Origin of the sequence: Actinoallomurus sp. NPDC052274 (genome assembly GCF_040679475.1) — a bacterium.
Lineage (GTDB): Bacteria > Actinomycetota > Actinomycetes > Streptosporangiales > Streptosporangiaceae > Actinoallomurus > Actinoallomurus liliacearum.
Genome location: NZ_JBFAUT010000004.1, coordinates 136,244 through 155,878 on the forward strand (window position 1 = coordinate 136,244; position 19,635 = coordinate 155,878).

A 19,635-nucleotide genomic window follows, 5' to 3' on the forward strand; every position below is an offset into this window, starting at 1 on the left:
GCCTGTCGGGGTCCTGGCTGGACGCGTGATAGAGTTCGCCCTCGGGGGGGTGGCCGATGTGCGCCGGGGGGGCCCCGCCGGGCCCCGCCGCCCGCCCCTGTGCGGTGGACCGTCACGCCCCGCCGTACGCCTCAGGGCGCGGTCGTCCGACGCCGACCGTCGCCGTCGTCATCCGGCAACGCATCGGCGTTCCGGTCAGTCGACGAACGCGCGGGCGTCACCGGCGCGCGCGAACACGTCGCCGCCGCGAATGACCGCCGTCGCACCGCCGTCCCTGTCACCGAAGAACCGGCCACGGCCGATGAAGTCGTCATCGTCGTCGAACCGGCGGCAGCAGCCGCGGCCGCGGTCCACGAAGCCACGGTCGACGAAGCCGCGGCCGAAGAAGCGGCGGGGCTGGAACCCCTCGTTCCTGGCGATGGCGACGTTGTTGTTGCGGTTGTGCACGCGGACTCGGACGATGATTCGGTTGACGTTGACGTTTCGGTTCCGGTTGTGGTTGTGCGAGCTGAACCGGTGGTGTCCGTGCCAGGTGGGAACCTGGGCCGACGCGGGCGAACCGGTGAGCAGGATGCCGGCTGTAGCGGCGGCGGCTATGAGGCCGCCGGCGACGCTTGTCGTCTTCAGCACGTTCATCTCCTTCTTGCCGGAAATGGCCCGATGGCCATCAGCGCCCGTTTTGGGCGCCATAGCCGTACTTTCCCGATGACCCTCCTCGGGCGGCAATCTCGGCGTAAGTTGCCTATAAAAGCGGCGAAGACGACACCAGCCCCGGGGCGGGAGTTCGTACTCCCTGCCCCGGGGCTGGTCATTCTGTCGGCGACTCTTTACCTACTGGCTGATGCCATGATCTGCAGGAAAAGGCCGCTTATTTTGTTCGGAGGCGGTGTCACCGCCACCCCCATCGGTTCGAGTCGCCGACGTGGTCCACATCGCTGGACGCTACGCCACCCGGGTCAGGTGGCCGGTGCTTCAGCGGCGCCCCGCCTCGTCCTGGAACTGGTCGTCCCGCTGCCGCTGGTTCTGCCGCTCGAACTGGTTCTGCCGCTCGGCCTGAGCCTGCTCGTTCCGCGCGACGGCGATGTTGTTGTTGCGGTTGCGAATCCGGAGGCGGATGTGGTTGAAGATGTCGTTCTCGTTGCCGTTGAAGGCGCGGTGACGGTTCGCGAAGAAGAAGTGGTTGCGGTGCGAGGAGCAGCAGCCGCCGCCACCCCAACCGCCGCCGCCCCAGGTGGGCGTGGCGGACGCGGGCGAGCCGGTGAGCAGCACGCCTGCGGCCGAGGCGATCACGAGGCCGCCCATGGTGAAGGACTTCTTCGACATCTCAATCTCCTGTCAGTGCTCGTTTCGAATGATGTGGCAGGTGGTCAGGGCGTCTGCCACTCGCTGCTCCCGGCGCCTTCGTCGGAGCTCGCGCTCTGGCTCGCGCTCTGGCGGGCCGGAGCGGTGCCGGGATCGCGCGCGACGCCGTTGTCACGTGCGACGCCGTTGTCGCGTGCGGCGCTGGGGCCGCCGGCGACCTGTGGCCGGACCTGCTGGGTCGTCCCGGCGGGTGCGGCCAGGGGAGCGCTCGCGGACCGGAGAGCGGGGCGGCGCGTTTCCGTGCCGGGGTCCCCGTCCCGTCGCCGCTCGAACCCACGCTGCCGCTGCAACTGCAACTGCCGTTCACGCTGCGCCTGGGCCTGCTCGTTCCGGGCGATCGCGACGTTGTTGTTCCGGTTGTAGATGAAGATCCGAATGAAGATACGCGGACGGTTGTGGTTGAGGCTCACGTGTCCGTGTCTGTGCATGAAACGGAAACTGTGGCGATGGTGGTGCCAGTAACCGGCGAGGTCGGCCTGGGCGTTCGCCGGCGAGCCTGCGAGCAGGATGCCGGCGGTGGCCGATACCACCAAGCCGAGAGAGGCGCTTCTCCTTTTATGCACGCCGATCTCCTTTCGTCGTCGGGGAGAAGGGCGCCGGAGGTTCTCTCCGGCGCCCTTTCCTGACCGGACGGCTTGCGGATTGCACCGCGTGGTTCTTCAAGCCACCGCCGTGTGATGCCGGCGATCACCGCCTTGGGTCAGCCCCCCTGGGCTCAGACGCCCGGGGCGCCCGGGGCGCCCGGACGGTTGTCTTCCCGGCGGTCCCGCTCCTCCTGCCGCTGCCGCTCGTCCTGCCGCTGGCGCTGCCGCTCGAACTGGAACTGGTTCTCACGCTGGGCCTGCGCCTGGTCGTTCCGGGCGATCGCAACGTTGTTGTTGCGGTTGCGGATGCGCAGGCGGATGTGGTTGAACAGGTCGTTCTCGTTCGCGTTGAAGTTGCGGTGGTGCGAGAAGTGACGGAAGTGGCTGGACGACCAGGTTCCTCCGCCACAGCAGCCGCCGCCGCCCCAGGCGGGCACGGCGGACGCCGGGGAAGCGGTCAGAATCGCACCCGAGGCGGTGGCGATAGCCAGACCACCGATGGCGAACGTCTTCTTCAGCACGTCGGTCTCCTTATATCTCGGAATGGCGCGATGGCCTTCGCGAAACGGCGCTGGCCGCCCGGTATCGGGTGGACGCCGTTGTTTGTAACATTCCCGCGCACTTTCTCGGCTAGATCACTACAGGGTAAGATGGCACTAAAGAGCGAATTCAAGAAACCGGACTTTTCGCCTTGTTCTGCGACCTGTCCGCTCATGGCCCCGCACAATGGACGGACCAATCTCCTGAGCAAGATCGGATCTTGTCCTGGAGTCCGCCGCGCACGGTGTGTCGCGGTCGGCGGGCCACTCCGCCGCCGCTAGGTTCGAGACGCGATTCCTGCGGCCGCGGCCTCCGTGCTCAGCCGTCGAACGCCCAGGACTCGTCGTCGTCGTCCATTCTCACCGAGTCACTAAGCGGCGTTTCCGGCGAATTCTTGCGTTTGGCGCGTACCGCGCGGATTGCCCAGGCCGGGACCATCAGTCCCGCGGAGACGGCCGCCACGGCCACCAGTCCGCCACGCGGCGACCACATCGAGCAGACCAGCATGACCTCGGCGACGGCGGCGTTCAGCGCGATCGCCGCCAGGCCGGCCAGGATGCCGCGGGCCGCCCCGTCGAGACCGGCGAGCAGCCAGGCCGTGCAGCAGGCCGGCGTGCCGAGGGCCAGCGCCAGGACGAGCGGACCGGGACGCGGTGCGCCGGAGGGCAGGAGCGCGACGGCGACCAGGCCGGCGAGGAGGAGCGTCGCGGCCGCCGGGAGGAGCATTCGTCGTCCGCGCATCACGACCCCAACGCCAGGAAACGCTCGACGATCACTGCCATCAGGACGAGCAGCAGGAAGACGGACGCACGGGTCAACGGCCGCAGCCGCCGCTCCTGGCCCGGCCCGAGGCGCAGCCGTACGGCCTCGCGCGCGACCAGGAGGACGATCAGCAGCGGGAGCACCACGAGGCCGATCGGGGTCCAGCGCGTCGAGCCGAACCGGAAGTGCCGTGCCCGGACCGGGGCGGCCGGGACGCCCGGCGGCGGTGTGCGCAGCGCGTAGACGGCGGCGTCGCCGTCCACGAACACCGGGCGGAGCTGCGGAGCGGCCGCGAGCGCCGCCCGCATGCGGCCGGCGTACGAGGCGGGCAGGCCGTAGTTGTAGTGGTTGTAGGCCTCGTTGGCCCGGCTGGTGACGAAGTAGCCGCCGGGCTGCTCCTGGAGCGCCGCGACGATCCGGGAGATGTCGGACGGGTTCGCGGGAGCGCGGACGGCGGTGTAGTCGAACCGCTCCATCGCCCGCTCGCCCCACGGCATCATCGGGAAATACCCGGCGTCGTCCTGCGGGTCCGCCTGCCACACGACGTTGATCACGCCGGTCGGGGTCTGCCGCAGCATCGTCTCGAACGCCCGCACCTCGCCGGGCCGTACCTGCTCGAACGTCTCATTGCCGAAGCGGACGAACAGGAAGCCGCCCGCCAGCAGCAGCCCGCACAGCGCCGCGCCGCCGACCGCGAGGGTACGGCGGGGCGCGGCGAAGGTCGCCGGGAAGAAGGCGTACGCCGCGAGGAGACAGGCGCCCGGAAGGACGAAGAAGTACACCCGAAGCGCGATCTCGCCGCCGTAGTTCTGCAGGCCCGCCGCGAGGAACGGCGCGGCCAGCAGGACCAGCGCCACCCGGTCGTCGAGGCGGTGCAGCCGCCGGCGTACCGCCCCGTAGAACGCCAGCGACATGGTCACGGCAGCGATGAGGATCCGCACGAGCTGCACCGTCGCCAGGCTCTCGCTGCCGTTGCTCACCCGGCCGGCGACCCCGCCGGTCAGGTTGGACAGCAGCGCGCCCGCGCCGGAGAACAGGTCGCCGATGTGCCCGGCCCAGTACGCCGTCGCCATGAACCCGACCCAGCCGGCCACCATCACCGCGAGCAGGACCGGCAGGCCACGGGCCGTGCAGCGCCGTACGACCACGAGTCCCGCGCAGGTGAACAGGGTGAGGAACGGGGTGAGCTGGTGGCTCGCCGTGGTCACCGCGAAGATCAGCACGAGGAGCACCAGCAGGACGGTGCGCGTACCGACCGGGGCGTCGACGGGCGGCCGGTCCCCGGCGGCCAGCGGCCCGCGGACGAACGCCCGGAGCCGGCCCGTGCCCGGCCGCCAGTCGGCGGGGCGCACCGGGGGGCGGAACCAGTTCAGCAGCACGCCGACGAACAGCAGGTACAGCAGGTAGGTGAAGCCCTGCGGGCTGAAGTAGTCCTGCCCGACCCAGTCCACCACCACGAACAGCCACGCGGCCAGCCAGCACGCGCGCCAGTTCGCGCGCATCGTCCGCAGGATGAGGTACAGCGGCGCGAGGTAGAGCACCTGCGCGGCGACCGGCGCCCAGTGCAGGAGCGGCTCCAGGTCGCGGAGGCCGGCCACCCGGCTCACGAAGGCGACGAGCGCGAAGAACCCCGGCCAGCTGAACCGCGCGTCCAGCGCGTAGTCCGCCGCGCCGGTCCGCCGGATGTACTCCACGAACCCGTAGTGCTGCCAGGCCGTCTCCGGCCGGGCGTACGGCTCAAGGGCCGGGGCCAGGCCGTGCAGCGCGACGACGATCGAGACGAGTTGCAGGAGCAGGAGCACCCGGCGTTGCCGGTTCAGCCACAGCGTGCCGAAGAACGCCGCGACCAGCAGCCCGGCGCCCACCAGGGTGGCGACCGGCAGCACCGAGATCAGCCCGTACCCGTTCATCCGGGCGAGCCGCACGTGCCGCAGCGGCAGCCAGTACAGGCCGAGGCCGGCGGCGAACAGCGCCCACACCGGCCAGGCGGCCCGCGCCCTGCTCGGCCGCCGCGCGGCGACCCGCCGGGCGGGCGACCGCACCGGACGGGGCACCACCACGTCCTCGGATCCCGCCTCAGGCACCGCTTCGAACCCGGCGCCGGGCCCCGCCCCAGACCCCGCTTCGGACCCGGCTCCGGGCCCCGCCTGAGGGTCCGCTTCGGGGGTGGCCTCGGGCTCCGCCTCGGGGGTGGCCTCGGGCCCCGCCTCAGGCCCCGCTTCGGGGACGGCCTCGGGGGCCGCTCCGGGCTCCGCCTCGGTCGTCGCGAGGTCTTCGGGCGCCGCGATGGGCGGTGGCGCGGGACGGACCACCCGGAGCATGGCCGGGAGGACGGCGACGGCGAGCGCGACGGTGACGGTCAGCACGGCGTACCCGGGGCCGGTCGCGTGCGCGCCGCCGGGCAGCAGGAGCAGGAGCCCGAGCACGCCCGTGAACCGCACGCCCTGCAGCAGCGCGACGAGCCGCGTGCGCCGCCGGACGCGCAGCACGCCGATGTACACCTCGATCAGCGCCTTGGGCAGGACGGCCAGGGCGAGCAGCCGCAGCAGCGGGGCGCCCTCGCGGGCGTACCCGGGGCCGAAGACGGACAGGCCGAGCCGGGCGCCGAGCAGGATGACCACGACGGCGGGCAGGAGGATGAGCGTGATCCGGACCAGCGCCGAGCGGCAGGCGGCGGCGAGCCCGCCGGCGTCGAACGCCCCCTCGACCGTCAGCGACGTCGCCATGTTGACGGCCAGCACGTCGACGGTCGCGCCGAGCACCCACGCCAGGTAGAAGTACGCGTTCGTGCGCGCGTCGAGGCGGGTGGCGACGACGACCGGCACGAGGTTGCACAGGGCGTAGTAGAAGAGCGTTCCGGTGTAGTCGCCGGCGAGGTACCGGCCGATCTCCGCGCCGGTCGGGACCGGCCGGTCGCCGTCGGTCGCGGCGGCGTGGCGCGGGATGAGCCGCTGGTGGACCAGCCCCTCGACGGGAATGAGGAGGAGCAGCGCGGCCAGCACCCAGGAGATGGCGATCCCGTCGTCCGGCAGCGCGCCCGCCAGGGCCACGAGCAGCACGATCTTCAGGGCGGCGAACAGCGTGTTCTTGCCGAGCACGCCGGTGGCGTGCCGCAACCCGGTGAGCACCCCGTCCTGGGCGGTGAACAGGCTCCACGAGACGACGGAGACGACGAAGAAGATCCCGGTGCTTGCCCCGGACAGGTGCGCGAACGACGGACCCCACCAGCCCAGCGTGAGCAGGAAGCCGACGGCGAGCGTCGCGGCGGCCGTGATGCCCGCGAGGTACGTCCGCAGCACGAGCCGGCTCGTGCCCCGCCCCATCTCCGGGACGAACCGGATGAGGATGAAGTTCAGCGCCGTCAGCCCGCCGAGGAACATCATGGCCTGGTTCTGCGCGGACTGCCGGCCGACCTCGGCGGGCGGGTAGAACCGGGCGGCGAGGAGCCAGTAGCCGAGCCCGAGCACGCCGGTGAGCCCGCCGTTGATCATCAGGGCGTACGCGTTGCGGAACAGCGGATTGGACAGCTCGCTCCGCAGGGCCGCCATGGGCTCCAGTGTCGCCCCTTCGTCCGTTCGCGCAAGTGTCCTGAGGCGCGTCACACGGTTCCTCGGAGGCGTCGTACGGCGTAGCGCGACCGGCGGACGACCGCGTACCCCTTGGTCAGCGCGTGGTCGACGAGGAATCCGCAGCCGCACAGCGCCCGCTCGAACCCGGCGATCGACGTGCCGGCCCGTACGGTCACCCGGGGCACGGCCAGCCGGTCGCCGCCGTCGGCCGCCAGGGCGTTCGCGACCGCGCACGCCGCGTCGTACCCCGCCGCCCGGACCGCGCGGCGCACCCGCTCGCTCGAGTAGCCGTACGGGTAGGCCATCGTCGTCACGGCACGGCCGACGCGGTCCTCCAGGAGCCGCCTGCTGCGCAGCAGTTCCGTGCGCAGCACCGCGTCACGGAGCTGGTCGAGCTCGGCGTGGCTGTGGCCGTGCCCGCCGACCTCGATCCCGCAGGACGCGATCTCCGCGACCTGGCTCCAGCTGAGCGTCCGGCCGAGCGGCCGGCCAGCGGCGTACGGCCCGGCGTCCCGGATCCAGCCGGTGGTCACGAACACCGTCGCGCGGAAGCCGAACCGGTCGAGCAGCGGCAGCGCCCGCTCGTGGAAGTCGGCGTACCCGTCGTCGAACGTGATCACCACCGGCCGCACGGGCGCGGGGCCGCCCTCGGCCAGCTCACCGAAGGTGATCGGCGTGCGGCCGGTGTCCCGCAGATAGGCGAGCTGCTCGGCGAACGCCTCCGGGCGGACCGCGAGCCGGTCCGAGCCGCCGATGGAGTGGTACATCAGGATCGGAACGGGAGCGGGCGGCGCGTCACCCATGGGACCTCCTGAGGGGACCGGACGCCCGGTGAGAACCGGCGGTGTCACGGGACGGCCGGAGGGAGCCCGCGGCGTACCCGGACAGCGTGAAGGCGAGCCCCGCCACGATCGCCCCGGCCCGCCCGAACCCGGCCGGGTCGCCGGTGAGCGCGGCGCGCATCTCGCGCCCGACGCCGCGCGGCAGCTCGACGAGCGCGTGCCGGCGTTCGCTGGCCAGCCCGTCCCCGACGCCCACGCTCCGGGTGACCATCGCCTTCGACAGGCCCTCGGCGTAGCAGCGGGTGCGGAAGTACGCGAAGCGCGCCCGCTCGCCGGGCACGCGGTGCCAGATCACCGCGCGGTCGTCGAACAGCAACACCGTCTCCGGCGCGGCCTGGCGCAGCCGGATGCAGAACTCGGTCTCCTCACAGCCCAGCGGCCGCTTGCCCGGGGCGCGCCCGATCCCGCTGCGGAAGCCCCCGGCCACCTCGAACGCCGCGCGCCGGAACGAGGCGTTGCCGCCCATGAGGTTGCGGATCGGTCCGGCGGCCATCCCGCGGTAGGTGCAGCCGACCACCCACGCGAACTCCTCGGGGAACCAGCGGGGCGCGTCGGACGGCCAGAGCGGCAGCGTACGGCCGCCGACCCCGGCGACGTCCGGCTCCGCGTACCCGGCGGCCAGCACGGACAGCCAGTCGGGGTGGGCGACCGCGTCGTCGTCGAGGAACGCGACCACCTCGCCGCCCGCCGCGGCCACGCCGGTGTTCTTGCCGCCGGACAGGCCCCGCGGCCCGGTGTTCGGGAGCACCCGGACGTCCGGCAGCGCGGCCCGCAGGCGGTCCAGCAGCGCGTCGTTGTGGTCGACGACGAGGATGATCTCCTGCGGGGCGAGCCGCTGGGCCCGTACGGACTCGACGGCGGCCAGGACGTCGTCCCAGCGCCGCTCGGTGTAGGCGCAGATGACCACGGAGATCTTCACGCGGCGTTCCCCTTCCCGACCGCGGCGCGCCCGGCCGTCGCCTCCCCGACCGCGGCGCGCCCGGCCGCGCGGCCCTTCGCGCGCAGCCTGGCGTACGTCCGCAGCATCCGGTCCGCCCCCGCGTACAGCGCCGGATGGGCCAGGACCGCGCTGCGCGCCCGGCGCACGGGCGCCTCGCGGATCCAGTGCAGCCCGGCGGCGGCCGACACGCGGGCGGCGCGGCCCTCGGCGATCGCGAACTCGGCGTTCTTCAGCCAGTCCTTGTACTCCCGGCCGCCCCGGCCCATCGCGATCCAGCCGATCCCGGCGCCGACCGCCGCCTCCGCCATCCGCAGGTGGCCGACCATGCCGGGGGAGTACCGGCCGAACTCCACGTCGTACGCGGGGAACCAGCCCGCCATGACCGGGCCCGCCCGCAGGCCCAGGTGCGCGGAGACGGGACGGTCGCCCGCGCGCAGCACGCTGAGCACGCCCACGCCGGTCTCGTGCAGATGCGTCACCAGCGCCACGATCCAGGGCACGGCGAACCGGTCGGTGCGGCCGGTCCGGCGGTACTGGTCGGACTTCCACGCCATCAGCCGCCCCAGCTCCGCCGGATCCCGCTCATCGAACGTGTAGGTCACCTGCCCGGCCTCGCGGCCGAGCTTGCGCTCCTTGTACCGGACGGTCTTCAGCGTCTTCGGCGACCGCTTCCGCGCCTCCTCCACGTACGGGGCGAACCCCGCGCGCAGGTCCATCACCGGCTCGACGCGGGTCTCGGCGTGGTACGCCGCGAACGCCGCCTGGTCGGCCAGCAGGTGGTCGAACTCCCACACCGACAGGCGGCAGGCGCGCAGCAGCGCCCGTACGTCGAACTCCAGATCCGGCGGCCCGATGAGGCCCTGGCAGTCGGTCAGGCCGGCGCCGATCGGGCGGCCCAGCCCGAGCGCGTGCCGCTCGTACGGCAGGAAGCCCACGACGCCGGTGCCGTCGCTCAGCACGGCCACCCGCGCGTCGGGCCGGAACCGGCCCACGGCCAGCGTGAACTCCGGAGACAGGAACGGGTTGCCGAGCGCCGGGCCGGCGCCCTGGAGCGCGCGCCAGCGCGCCAGCTCCGGCTCCCCGAGGTCCGCCGGGCGCGTGATCTCGAACCTCACCCGGGGGCCTCCTCCAGGTGGACCTGTTCCAGGGCCGCCCGCTCGCGCGCGGGCCGCTCCAGAGCCGCCCGCTCGCGCGGGGCCCGCTCGTGCGGCGGGGCGGTCCGCGGCCGGGGCCGGTTCGCGGGTCGCCGCCGGCCCTGGACCATCGTGCGCAGCACCCGCAGGCCGTCCCGGGCCGCGTTCAGCTTCGAGACGCCGGACCTGCGGTCGAGTTCGTGGCTGGGCACCTCGGCGATGCGCAGCCCGGTGGTGACGGCGTTGACGCACAGCTCCGTCTCGATCTCGAACCCGTCGGCGGCCAGGCCCAGCCGGTCGACGACGGAACGGCGCAGCGCGATGTACCCGTAACACAGGTCGGTCCAGCGCACGCCGTACAGCACGTTCGCGAGCCTGGTCAGCCAGAGGTTCCCGGCCCGGCGCAGGAGCGTGAGGTCGTCGGAGCCGCCGCCCACGCAGTAGCGGGACCCCTTGACGACGTCGAACCCGCAGCAGATCAACGCGACGAACGCGTCGATCTCCCTGGGGTCCATGCTGCCGTCGGCGTCGATGGCGACGATGACGTCGCTGGTGGCGGCCCGGAAACCGGCCCGCATCGCCGCGCCCTTCCCGGCGGGCGGCTGGCTGATGACGACGGCGTCCGGCCGCAGCCGCCGGGCCACGTCGGCGGTGCCGTCCGCGGACTCGCCGTCGACGACGACGACCTCGTCCACCCCGGCCAGGCGGGGCAGGAGCCATCGCAGATTGGCGGCTTCGTTGAGGGTGGGAATGACGGCCGTAACGGTCGGCCATGACGTGCGGTGTCGCGCGATGTCCAGATGATGCAGGAGCGCGCCGGTTCGGACGCCGGCGCCGTGGAAGAAGTCCGGCTCGTGCATGGTGGTGCCCCCGGTTAGGCAGGGGAGACTCGGAGGGGACGAGATCCTGCCGAGGTCGACTGACACCATCGATCGTCTGCCGGACGGCGCCGAAAGCCCTCCCCCGCATGACGCAACCGACCTACGTCAGCCGGAGGGATCCGCGCGGTGACGGAGACCTCACCACCCCCCGACCTGCGGCGAAGCCGCGCGGGACGGCTTGGGTGGGTATGGGGCGCATCGTGCGGCACAGCCCGAATAGCGGGCCGTGCGGAACGGCGCGAGCGGGGGCGTGGGGTGCGCCGTGCGGAACGGCGCGAGTAGGGTTGCCGTCTCTCATGTCGACCTCTTCTTTGTCCCCCTCCGCCGTCGTCGCCCGGCTCCGGGCCGCCGGCTGCGTCTTCGCCGAGGACGAGGCGCGGCTGCTGCTCGAGACCGCGCGCACGCCCGGCGACCTCGCCGCGATGGTGGACCGGCGCGTCGCCGGCCTGCCCCTCGAGCACGTCCTCGGCTGGGCCGAGTTCTGCGGAATACGGGTCGCGGTCGATCCGGGCGTGTTCGTGCCCCGGCGGCGCACCGAGTTCCTCGTCCGGCAGGCCGCCGCCCTCGCCCGGCCGGGCGCGGTGGTCCTCGACCTGTGCTGCGGCTCGGGCGCGCTCGGCGCGGCGCTCGCCGCGCTGCTCGGCGGGGCCGAAGCGGACGTCAGGGCGGAAGCGGACGTCAGGGCGGAAGCGGATGTCAGGGCGGAAGCGGATGTCAGGGCGGAAGCGGATGTCAGGGCGGAAGCGGATGTCAGGGCGGAAGCGGACGGCCGAGCCGAGGGGCGCGGCAGGGCCGAGGTGTACGCCGCCGACATCGATCCGGCGGCCGTGGCCTGCGCCCGCCGCAACCTCGCGGCCGTCGGCGGCCGGGCGTACGAGGGCGACCTGTACGAGCCGCTGCCCGCGACGCTGCGCGGCCGGGTGGACGTCCTCTTGGCCAACGTGCCGTACGTCCCCACCGGCGAGGTCGCCCTGCTGCCCGCCGAGGCGCGCGACCACGAGGCGCGGGTCGCCCTGGACGGCGGCGCGGACGGCCTGGACGTCGCCCGCCGCGTCGCCGCCGAGGCCCCGGAGTGGCTCGCGCCGGGCGGTCACCTGCTCTTCGAGGCGAGCGACCGCCAGGTTCCGGCTGCTCGCGAGGCCATCGCCCGCGCCGGCCTCTCCTTTCGGGTGGCGACCTGCGAGGACACCGACGCCACGGTCATCGTCGGCACCCTCGTGTAGACCGCCGGACGAGACCCGGGACCTGCGATCGACGTGAGCGGCGCCCTCACCGCCGTACCGGATGCTCGGCAAAGGGGCCGCCTGCGGCGCCGATACGCGGGCCTTGTCCTCTTCCGCGTTCGCGGTCGCCGAGCTTTCGGTACGCAGCCGCCTCGCCGGGGCCCTCGCCGGGGTCCTCGACGGGTGGGCCCGTTGAGTTCTGCGCCGTCTACTCACGGGAGACGAATTCTCGTCTGGGTAGACGCCTGTGGGGGAGAAGGCGCCACGCAGGCGTGTGGTTTGCGGCGGTTGTCCGTCGGGTCCCTGGGGCGGTCGTGCGGGGGGACGTACCGGATGCTCGGCAAAGGTCCGCTCGGGGCGCTGATATGTGGGCTTCGGCCCCTTCTGGACTTGCGATCGCCGAGCATGCGGTACGCGATGGGGGGCGGACCAACGGATGTCCGGACCGCCCGCTCGGCCGACCGATACGACGAGTCCGTGTGGCCGGTGCGATGCCCCGATCGTCGTGTTTCGCCGGTCACTAATGGCAGCCACGTCGCACGGCGAGCGGGAAGCCGCCGTCAATGCCGTGGGTTCTCGTCGCTGACGCCACCACGATCCTCGGCGTTGAGCACGGGGCCGGTTCCGCCGGACCGGCTCTGTCCTGGGCGCGTCTTCCGGATCTGCTGCAGTTCGTCGGGCGTTAACGTGACGCCGGGTGCGGCGACGACGACGTGCACCGTCTTGCCGTGCTCCGCGTAGGTGACCCATCGGGTGGCGGCGATGTGGTCGACGATTCCGAGGCCGCGTCCGTGCTCGACGAGTTGCCCGCCCTCATCGGATGCGGGCAGCGGCCGGTGGTCCGGGTCGGTGACCGCGAAGTACGTCCACCGGTTGCAGGCGGCGACGTCGAGACGCAGCGGCCAGGCGTCGTATGGGCCATTCGCGCAGGGCGCGGGCGTGCGTTGACGGCGTTCGTCAGCAGCTCCGAGACCAGGACCCGGATCGTGCGACACATACCTGACCGATCCGCAACGAAAGCCCAGGCCCTGACGGCGAGGGGCGCCCACCGGTCGCGTCATGCAGTTCGGGATCTTCACGGTCGGCGACGTGTACCCATGGCCGTGATCGCCCCGGCGAACGCCGCCTGGCGGACGAGCGAACGCGGCAGCCAGTCCGGGGAATGCGTCGAAGTGGCCGCCGTCGTCCGCTGAGCGGTCTGCATGAGGAAGCCCCCGAGCCCGATGGCCGGGGGCTTTCCTGTACGTGACCGCCCCAGGTCGGCCGGCTAGGAACCTGCGACGGACAGGAGGACGTCGACCAGGCGGTCGGCGGCGTCGGGGCGGCCGGCGGCGCGTGCGCGTTCGGCCATGGCGGACCGCCTCGCCGGGTCGGCGAGGAGGGGTTCCACGGCGGCGCCGAGGGCCTGCGGGGTCGCCTCGCCGAGGAGGGCGACGGCGGCGCCGGTCTCCTGGAGGTGGCGTGCGTTGTGCGCCTGCTCGTCGCCGGCCGACGATGCGAGGGGGATGAATACCGCGGCCTTGCCGAGCGCGGTCAGCTCGGCGATCGTGCCCGCGCCGCTCCGGGAGATCACCACGTCGGCCAGCGCGAGGACGTCGGGCAGTTCCGGTCCCACGTAGTCGGTCAGCAGGTAGCGGGCGGCGAGCTCCGGCGGCAGGGACGCCGTGTGCTGCCGGAGCCCGGCGAGGTTGTCCGGTCCGCACTGGTGGATGACGTTGGCGCGGGACAGCAGCCACGGCAGGATGCCGGCGACGAGGGTGTTGATCTGCTGCGATCCCTGGGCCCCGCCCGTGACGTAGACGGTGGGGAGACGGCGGTCGAAGCCGTTCAGGGTCAGCGCGTGGATCGCCTTCTCCGGCCGGCCGTGCAGGACCTCCGGCCGTACCGGGTTGCCGGTGACGACGGCGTTCGCACGGTACTTCTCGGGCAGCAACGGGAGGGTCGACTCCGAGGACACGGCGACGCGCGTGGCCCGGCCGGCGAGGCTCCGGTTGGCCAGGCCGAGCCGGACCGTCTGCTCGTGGACCACCAGGGGGCGGTGGCACAGCCTGGCGGCGGCGATCCCGACCGGGACGGCGACGTAGCCGCCGGTGGCCAGGACCACGTCCGGGCGGAACTTCGAGATGACCTTGCGGGCCTGAAGGATGCCCAGCGGGACCCGGAGCATGTCCTTCACGTTGGCCGGTGACAGGAGCTTGATCGGGTTGCTGGAACGGCGGATCTTGCCGGTGACGACGGAGGCGAAGGGGATGCCCTCGCCGGCGGCGACGCGGGACTCCAGGCTGTCCGCCTTGCCGACCCACAGCACCTCGAGAGACCGGCCGGCGCCCTGCAGCCGGGCGTTGAGAGTCCGTACCGCGGTGAGAGCCGGGTAGGTGTGGCCGCCTGTCCCTCCACCCGTGACGATCAGGCGAAGCGGCTGCTCCGCGTGGAAGGGCGGGTGGGCGACGATCTCATTGTTCACGGAGCAACCTCGGTCGACGTAACCGGTCGATTTCGAGCCGGCGGCTCCCACGCTAGCCAGGCCCGCGCGGGCGGGGCGCGGAAATCGCGTGCATGTGATTCATCCCGCCCCGCGCCGCCGACCGCGTACGACGCGTTTGTCACGGTCCAGCAGCGAGATCATCCACGTCGCGACGCTCTCCATTAACCCGTCGTTCCGGACGCGAACATGATCATCTCCATGACCTTCCAACGTCTCAGGAAAGCGGTCACCATGAAGAAGGCTCTCAGGACGCTCGTCGCCGGTGCGGCGGTGGCCGGCGGCATCGCCGGTGGCGTCGCCCTCGCGTCGCCCGCGTCGGCCGCCACCCCGGCCGGCGTGTGCGGATCCGGCTACTCCCAGATCGACAAGCACACGATGTCCGGCTCGACCATCTACCTGCTCTTCAACGGCTCGTCGAACTGCGTCGTCACGTTCAAGACGACGTCGGTCGGCAAGGCCACCCGTACGGGTGCCTACCTGCAGGTCTCCGGTAAGACGCCGGTCGAGGACACCGACGACTACACCACCTACGCCGGGCCGGTCCGGCAGAGCGCCGCCGGCAAGTGCATCGTCTGGGGCGGCGGCACGTCGGCCGGCGGCTTCTGGTACAGCGGCTGGAGCCACTGCGGCTGACCCGCGCGAGAAGGGGTGGCGGGCCGCGCGTGCGCCGCACGGCCCGCCACCGAGCGGGGAGAGGATGGCTCTAGCCGGTGAACGCCCTGGTGAAGTCCAGGTCGTTCTGGGCGATGCTGCTGCAGGTCGCGCTCGCCCACTGCTGGGGACCGCCGGGGCAGGGCTTGTCGCGGGTGGCGGACCACATCGACAGCCAGGCGAGGTTCTTCTGCTTGGCGAAGGCCGCGAGCTTCTTGGCGTCGGCGACGGTGAACACCTCGGTGTTCGTGTCGTTCACGCCGATCATCGGGGTGACCGCGATCCTGCTCCACGCGCTGCTCAGGCCGAGCGCGTCGCGTGCCTGGGCCTCGGTGGAGGTCGCCGCCTGGATGGCGTAGTCGCCCATCTTGCCGCTGGGGTTCGGCGCCTGACCGTCGCCGTAGTCCATGGCCATGATGTTGACGGCCGAGACGGAGTCGCCGTTCTGCCTGGCGTTCTTCAGGAGGTTCACGCCGTCCTGGGTGAGCCCGGAGGGCAGGACCGGCAGCGTGAACGACACGTCCAGGCCGGGCACCTGCTTCTGCAGCGAGGCGATCGCCTGGGCGCGCCGGGTGTTCGCGGCCTGGTCGGCGATCGCGGCGCCCTCGACGTCGAAGTCCACCTTCTTCAGCTTGAACGCGTCGATGACCTGCTTGTACGCGGACGCGAGCGCCCCTGAGTCGGAGCAGGCCTGGGCGAGCTCGGTGCCGTTGGCGCCGCCGAACGACACGCGGACGTCACCGCCGGCCGTGCGCAGCGCCCCGATCTGCTTGGCGACGTCGTTGTCGGCGAGCGCCTGGGAGCCGCCCCACTTGGGCGTGCAGCCGCCGCCGGCCACGACGAAGGCCAGGTTGAACGTCTTGACGCCGGTCTTGGACGCCGTGCCGGTCAGGTCGAACGGCGGGTAGAGGCCCACGTCGACGTACGGCGCGAAGCCGCCGCTCGACGAGGACGGCGGGGTGCTCGGCGGCTCCGGAGTCGGGGTCGACGGCGGGGCCGGAGTGGTCTTGGTCGGCGTGGGCGTGGGTGCGCCGCCGCCCGAGCAGGAGACGCCGTTCACCTGGCAGGCGGTCGGAGTCGTCGCCTTGCCGTCCACGGTGAACCCGACCTGCCGCTCCTGGCCGGGCGCGAGGTCGGCGTTCCAGCTCTCGTTCTGCACCGTGACGTGCGTGCCGTCCTGGTGGGACACGCCGTTCCACAGGCTCGTCACCTTGGCGCCGGCCGGCAGGTCGAAGGACAGGTCCCAGCCGTGCACGGTGTCGGTGCCGCCGTTGGTCAGCGTGTACTGGCCGGTGTAGCCGGAGTCCCAGGAGGAGACGGTGCGGAAGGCGGCCCGTACGGAGGCGGTGTCGGCCGAGCCGCTCGCCGCCAGCAGGCCACCGGTGCTCGCGCCGCCGGTCGCCAGGGCGACGCCGCCGGCGCCGAGCACGGCCGCGAGGCCGACCAGCAGCGGCGTCCGCCGTCGGCGGCGCGCGCGGTCTGCGTTCATGAGGGGGTACCTCCAGGGTGGAGCCGGGTGCGGGGGTGCGCCTGCAGGGCAGTGCAAACGTACGGCCGCGCGGCACCCCGTGGATCGCCGTTAAGGCGCGCTTAAGGAGCGGTTGAAGCGCGGTTGACCCGATGCCCGGTTCCGAGTGGAACGCCCGGTTTCACGCCACCCGAGTCACGTACGGAAGCGGTCGGTGGCGTCGATCAGTCGGTGCCGGATGCCGGGTTCCATGCTGCCGTGGCCCGCGTCCTCGACGACGTGGAACTCGGCCTCGGGCCAGGCCTGGTGCAGATCCCACGCCTGCCGGGGCGGGGTCTTCATGTCGTAACGACCGTTGACGATCACGGCGGGGATGTGCCGTATGCGGTCGATGCCCGAGAGCAGGCCGCCGTCGGGGAGGAAGCCGCCGTTGGCGATGTAGTGGTGGAGGATGCGGGCGAAGGCGAGAAGGGCCGCGTCGTCGAGTGCCGGCGGCTCGACGGGGAGCAGGGTGTTGGCGGACATCTCCCAGGCCATGAAGGCGCGGGCCGCGGGGAGGTGCACCGCCGGGTCCGGGTCGCCGATGCGGCGGCCGTAGGCGGCGATCAGGTCGTCTCGCTCGGCCGCGGGGACGGCGTCGCGGAACGCCGCCCACTCGGCGGGGAAGAGCTGGGCGATGCCGGTGTCGGTGAACGTCCAGTGTTCATCGGACCGGCGGATGAGGTAGATGCCGCGCAGCACGAGTTCGGTGACGCGCTGCGGATGGGCCTGGGCGTACGCGAGGGCGAGGGTGCTGCCCCAGCTTCCCCCGAAGACCAGCCAGCGGTCGATGCGCAGCCGCTCGCGGAGCCGCTCGATGTCGGCGATCAGGTGCGGGGTCGTGTTGTGCTCCAGCGAGACCCGCGGGTCGCCGGCGCTCGGCCGGCTGGCACCGCAGTTGCGCTGGTCGAACAGCACGATGCGATAGGCGGCCGGATCGAAGAACCGGCGGAAGCCGGGCAGGATGCCGCCGCCCGGTCCGCCGTGCAGGAAGACCACGGACTTGCCGGCGGGGTTCCCGCAGACCTCCCAGTGGATGTCGTTGCCGTCACCGACATCGAGGAGGCCGGACTCATACGGCTCGATCGGAGGATAGAGATCTTTCAGCGCCATACCGGCAATTAGTAGCCGATCGGTGATCAGCACTCCGCGGTCCTCCGGTCCCGCGATGTTAGGGCCGCCGTCTCCGGCGCGGGCGCTTGGGCGTCGTCGGCAGCCAGATCTGCACCTGCGCGCCGCCGAGCGCGGAGCGGTCGATCCGTACGTCGCCTCCCACGGCCTCGGCCATGCGACGGGCGATGTCCAGTCCGAGGCCGGTGGACCCGCCGCCGCTGGCGCCCCGGCGCAGCGCGGCCTCCGGGTCGGCGATGCCCGGCCCCGCGTCCGCGACGAGGATGCCGACCAGCCCCGCGCCCGCGTGCAGCGTCACCGCGAACGCCGTGCCCTCCGGGGTGTGCCGGAACACGTTCCCGAGCAGCGAGTCCAGCACCGCGCTCAGCTCGGCGCGCGGCACCGGGACGGCGACGGGCCCGTCGGCGCCGATCAGGTCGCAGTCGCGTTCCTGGTCCTCGGCCAGCGCGGACCAGAAGGCCATCCGGTCGCGGAGCACCTCGGCGGCGTCGCACCGGGCCGTCTCCATCGGCTTGCGCGCCGAGCGGATGATCTGGTCGACCTCCTCCTCCAGGCGCGCGACGGCGAGCCGGGTCTGCTCGGCCGCGGGTTCGGGGCCGAGCGCGGCGGCGTTCAGCCGCATGGCGGTGAGGGGGGTCCGCAGCCGGTGGGACAGGTCGGCGATCAGCTCGCGTTCGGCGGCGAGGAGCTGTTCGACGCGGTCGGCCATCGTGTTGAACGCGTGCCCGGCGTCGCGCAGTTCGGGCGGCCCCTGCGGGTCGATGCGGGTGCGCAGGTCGCCGCCGCCGAGGGCGGTCGCCGCGCGGGCCAGGGTGCGCGCGGAGCCGACGACGCGGGCGCCCAGGCGGTCCGCGACGACGACGGACCCGGCGACGAGCACGCCGGCCACGACCGTCAGCGTGATCCAGGCGGCCTGGACGCCGCGTGCGAGGTCCTGGCGCGGCAGGTAGACCTCGACGATCGCCGTACGGTCCTGGTCCAGCGCCACCGGCTGCAGCAGCACGTAGCCGCCGGCCGCCGGGGCCGAGAAGGACCGGCCGCGCTCGGTGGCGGTGGCCAGGTCCGCGAGCCGCGCCCGCGAGGTCCCCACCGTGCCGCCGGCCCGGGGTGGCAGGTGGACCGCCATCCGGCCCGCCGCTCCGGCCTGGGTGCTGGCGACGGCGCGCTGCAGCGCGGTGCGGTCGGTCGTGATGGCCAGCGCCGGGGCGAGCGATCCGGCCTGGCGTTCCGCGTCGTTCAGCGCCCGGTCGCGGGCGATCTCCTTGACCATGAGGGCGAGGGGGATGAGGAACGCCAGCGCGACCATCGAGGTGACGGCCGCCGACACGAGCGCGAGCGACCGCCTCACGGCGCGATCAGCTTGACGCCCACGCCCCGTACGGTGTGCAGGTAGCGGGGGCGGGAGGCGGTCTCGCCCAGCTTGCGGCGCAGCCAGGACAGGTGCACGTCGATCGTCTGGTCGTCGCCGTACGGCTGCTGCCAGACCTCGGTCAGCAGTTCCCGCCGGGAGACGACGTGGCCGGGCCGGGACGCCAGGTGGGCCAGCAGGTCGAACTCCCGGCGCGTCAGGTCCAGCGGCCGGTCGTCGAGGAACGCCTCGCGCCGGTCCGGGTCCACCCGCAGGCCGCCGACCTGGTACGCCCGCGGCTGGGCCGACTGCTGGGACCGGCGGAGCACGGCGCCGAGGCGGGCGCTCAGGTGCTCGCCGGAGAACGGCTTGATCAGGTAGTCGTCGGCCCCGGCGTTCAGCAGCCGTACGATCTCGGTCTCGTCGTCGCGCGCCGTCGCCACGATCACCGGCACGTCGGAGACGCCGCGCAGCATCTTCAGGGCCTCCGCGCCGTCGAGGTCGGGCAGCCCCAGGTCCAGGATGACGACGTCCGGCGCGGCTCGGGTCACCTCGCGAAGGGCGTCCAGCGCGGTGCCCGCGCTGCGGACGGCGTGCGCCCGCTCGGTGAGCTCCCGGATCAGTGCCGACCGTACGAATTGGTCGTCCTCCACCACGAGCACATTCGCCATGCCCGG

The 19,635-nt window shown here is 72.8% G+C and carries 19 protein-coding genes; 3 read left to right on the forward strand and 16 right to left on the reverse strand.

Features of this window, described 5'->3' with window-relative positions; genetic code table 11:
* Positions 1-195 precede the first annotated feature (195 nt).
* The 10 genes from AB0K82_RS05310 to AB0K82_RS05355 all read right to left on the reverse strand — a co-directional run bounded on the left by AB0K82_RS05310 (position 196) and on the right by AB0K82_RS05355 (position 10,592).
* A complete protein-coding gene (locus tag AB0K82_RS05310; RefSeq protein ID WP_364392982.1) occupies positions 196-726 on the reverse strand; it encodes a hypothetical protein in 531 nt (176 codons plus the stop codon).
* A gap of 246 nt (positions 727-972) precedes the next feature.
* Positions 973-1,323, reverse strand: coding sequence for a hypothetical protein (locus AB0K82_RS05315; protein WP_364392984.1), 351 nt, complete (start codon positions 1,321-1,323; stop codon positions 973-975).
* 44 nt (positions 1,324-1,367) lie between these two features.
* A complete protein-coding gene (locus AB0K82_RS05320; RefSeq protein ID WP_364392986.1) occupies positions 1,368-1,790 on the reverse strand; it encodes a hypothetical protein in 423 nt (140 codons plus the stop codon).
* A gap of 287 nt (positions 1,791-2,077) precedes the next feature.
* Entirely contained in the window at positions 2,078-2,467 is a 390-nt protein-coding gene (locus AB0K82_RS05325) for a hypothetical protein (protein WP_364392988.1), read from the reverse strand.
* Between the two features lie 337 nt (positions 2,468-2,804).
* Positions 2,805-3,227 (reverse strand): hypothetical protein, encoded by a 423-nt coding sequence (locus AB0K82_RS05330; RefSeq protein ID WP_364392991.1) that lies wholly within the window; start codon positions 3,225-3,227, stop codon positions 2,805-2,807.
* On the reverse strand, positions 3,227-6,796 hold the full coding sequence (locus AB0K82_RS05335; protein WP_364392994.1) for a hypothetical protein: 3,570 nt from the start codon (positions 6,794-6,796) through the stop codon (positions 3,227-3,229). Before AB0K82_RS05335 ends, AB0K82_RS05330 begins: the two co-directional genes overlap by 1 nt.
* 50 nt (positions 6,797-6,846) lie before the next feature.
* Positions 6,847-7,620, reverse strand: coding sequence for a polysaccharide deacetylase family protein (locus AB0K82_RS05340; protein WP_364392996.1), 774 nt, complete (start codon positions 7,618-7,620; stop codon positions 6,847-6,849).
* Entirely contained in the window at positions 7,613-8,578 is a 966-nt protein-coding gene (locus AB0K82_RS05345; RefSeq protein ID WP_364392997.1) for a glycosyltransferase family 2 protein, read from the reverse strand. The genes AB0K82_RS05340 and AB0K82_RS05345 overlap by 8 nt, the downstream gene beginning before the upstream one ends.
* Entirely contained in the window at positions 8,575-9,714 is a 1,140-nt protein-coding gene (locus tag AB0K82_RS05350) for a GNAT family N-acetyltransferase (RefSeq protein WP_364393000.1), read from the reverse strand. The genes AB0K82_RS05345 and AB0K82_RS05350 overlap by 4 nt, the downstream gene beginning before the upstream one ends.
* Positions 9,711-10,592, reverse strand: a complete 882-nt coding sequence (locus tag AB0K82_RS05355; protein WP_364393003.1) for a glycosyltransferase family 2 protein — start codon at positions 10,590-10,592, stop codon at positions 9,711-9,713. Before AB0K82_RS05355 ends, AB0K82_RS05350 begins: the two co-directional genes overlap by 4 nt.
* Before the next feature lie 317 nt (positions 10,593-10,909).
* Between AB0K82_RS05355 and AB0K82_RS05360 the strand changes: the two genes are divergently transcribed.
* Complete coding sequence (locus tag AB0K82_RS05360) at positions 10,910-11,836, forward strand: putative protein N(5)-glutamine methyltransferase (RefSeq protein WP_364393004.1); 927 nt, start codon at positions 10,910-10,912, stop codon at positions 11,834-11,836.
* Positions 11,837-12,396: 560 nt separating this feature from the next.
* On the opposite strand, the gene AB0K82_RS05365 is transcribed toward AB0K82_RS05360, so the two are convergent.
* On the reverse strand, positions 12,397-12,831 hold the full coding sequence (locus AB0K82_RS05365; protein ID WP_364393006.1) for a hypothetical protein: 435 nt from the start codon (positions 12,829-12,831) through the stop codon (positions 12,397-12,399).
* 102 nt (positions 12,832-12,933) lie between these two features.
* On the opposite strand from AB0K82_RS05365, the gene AB0K82_RS05370 reads away from it, so the two are divergent.
* The gene (locus AB0K82_RS05370; protein WP_364393008.1) at positions 12,934-13,029 is read left to right on the forward strand and encodes a DUF397 domain-containing protein; all 96 of its coding nucleotides are present in this window, start codon (positions 12,934-12,936) and stop codon (positions 13,027-13,029) included.
* Between the two features lie 74 nt (positions 13,030-13,103).
* On the opposite strand, the gene AB0K82_RS05375 is transcribed toward AB0K82_RS05370, so the two are convergent.
* Positions 13,104-14,300 (reverse strand): UDP-N-acetylglucosamine--N-acetylmuramyl-(pentapeptide) pyrophosphoryl-undecaprenol N-acetylglucosamine transferase, encoded by a 1,197-nt coding sequence (locus tag AB0K82_RS05375; protein ID WP_364393011.1) that lies wholly within the window; start codon positions 14,298-14,300, stop codon positions 13,104-13,106.
* 219 nt (positions 14,301-14,519) lie between these two features.
* Between AB0K82_RS05375 and AB0K82_RS05380 the strand changes: the two genes are divergently transcribed.
* The gene (locus tag AB0K82_RS05380; protein WP_364393013.1) at positions 14,520-14,954 is read left to right on the forward strand and encodes a spore-associated protein A; all 435 of its coding nucleotides are present in this window, start codon (positions 14,520-14,522) and stop codon (positions 14,952-14,954) included.
* Positions 14,955-15,024: 70 nt separating this feature from the next.
* Here the strand turns inward: AB0K82_RS05380 and AB0K82_RS05385 are convergent, their stop codons facing one another.
* The 4 genes from AB0K82_RS05385 to AB0K82_RS05400 all read right to left on the reverse strand — a co-directional run bounded on the left by AB0K82_RS05385 (position 15,025) and on the right by AB0K82_RS05400 (position 19,629).
* Positions 15,025-16,461 (reverse strand): cellulose binding domain-containing protein, encoded by a 1,437-nt coding sequence (locus AB0K82_RS05385; RefSeq protein ID WP_364393015.1) that lies wholly within the window; start codon positions 16,459-16,461, stop codon positions 15,025-15,027.
* A gap of 174 nt (positions 16,462-16,635) precedes the next feature.
* A complete protein-coding gene (gene pip / locus AB0K82_RS05390; RefSeq protein WP_364393233.1) occupies positions 16,636-17,586 on the reverse strand; it encodes a prolyl aminopeptidase in 951 nt (316 codons plus the stop codon).
* A 64-nt stretch (positions 17,587-17,650) separates the two neighbouring features.
* On the reverse strand, positions 17,651-18,958 hold the full coding sequence (locus AB0K82_RS05395; protein ID WP_364393017.1) for a HAMP domain-containing sensor histidine kinase: 1,308 nt from the start codon (positions 18,956-18,958) through the stop codon (positions 17,651-17,653).
* The gene (locus AB0K82_RS05400; protein ID WP_364393019.1) at positions 18,955-19,629 is read right to left on the reverse strand and encodes a response regulator transcription factor; all 675 of its coding nucleotides are present in this window, start codon (positions 19,627-19,629) and stop codon (positions 18,955-18,957) included. The genes AB0K82_RS05395 and AB0K82_RS05400 overlap by 4 nt, the downstream gene beginning before the upstream one ends.
* Positions 19,630-19,635 lie beyond the last annotated feature (6 nt).

Excerpts from the sequence above, each read along its gene's own strand:
- AB0K82_RS05380 (WP_364393013.1), top strand. The coding sequence starts at position 14,520 with ATGACCTTCCAACGTCTCAGGAAAGCGGTCACCATGAAGAAGGCTCTC.
- AB0K82_RS05335 (WP_364392994.1), bottom strand. The coding sequence starts at position 6,796 with ATGGCGGCCCTGCGGAGCGAGCTGTCCAATCCGCTGTTCCGCAACGCG.
- AB0K82_RS05320 (WP_364392986.1), bottom strand. The coding sequence starts at position 1,790 with ATGCACAGACACGGACACGTGAGCCTCAACCACAACCGTCCGCGTATC.
- AB0K82_RS05400 (WP_364393019.1), bottom strand. The coding sequence starts at position 19,629 with ATGGCGAATGTGCTCGTGGTGGAGGACGACCAATTCGTACGGTCGGCA.
- AB0K82_RS05315 (WP_364392984.1), bottom strand. The coding sequence starts at position 1,323 with ATGTCGAAGAAGTCCTTCACCATGGGCGGCCTCGTGATCGCCTCGGCC.
- AB0K82_RS05385 (WP_364393015.1), bottom strand. The coding sequence starts at position 16,461 with ATGAACGCAGACCGCGCGCGCCGCCGACGGCGGACGCCGCTGCTGGTC.
- AB0K82_RS05360 (WP_364393004.1), top strand. The coding sequence starts at position 10,910 with ATGTCGACCTCTTCTTTGTCCCCCTCCGCCGTCGTCGCCCGGCTCCGG.
- AB0K82_RS05330 (WP_364392991.1), bottom strand. The coding sequence starts at position 3,227 with ATGCGCGGACGACGAATGCTCCTCCCGGCGGCCGCGACGCTCCTCCTC.
- AB0K82_RS05355 (WP_364393003.1), bottom strand. The coding sequence starts at position 10,592 with ATGCACGAGCCGGACTTCTTCCACGGCGCCGGCGTCCGAACCGGCGCG.
- AB0K82_RS05340 (WP_364392996.1), bottom strand. The coding sequence starts at position 7,620 with ATGGGTGACGCGCCGCCCGCTCCCGTTCCGATCCTGATGTACCACTCC.
- AB0K82_RS05370 (WP_364393008.1), top strand. The coding sequence starts at position 12,934 with ATGGCCGTGATCGCCCCGGCGAACGCCGCCTGGCGGACGAGCGAACGC.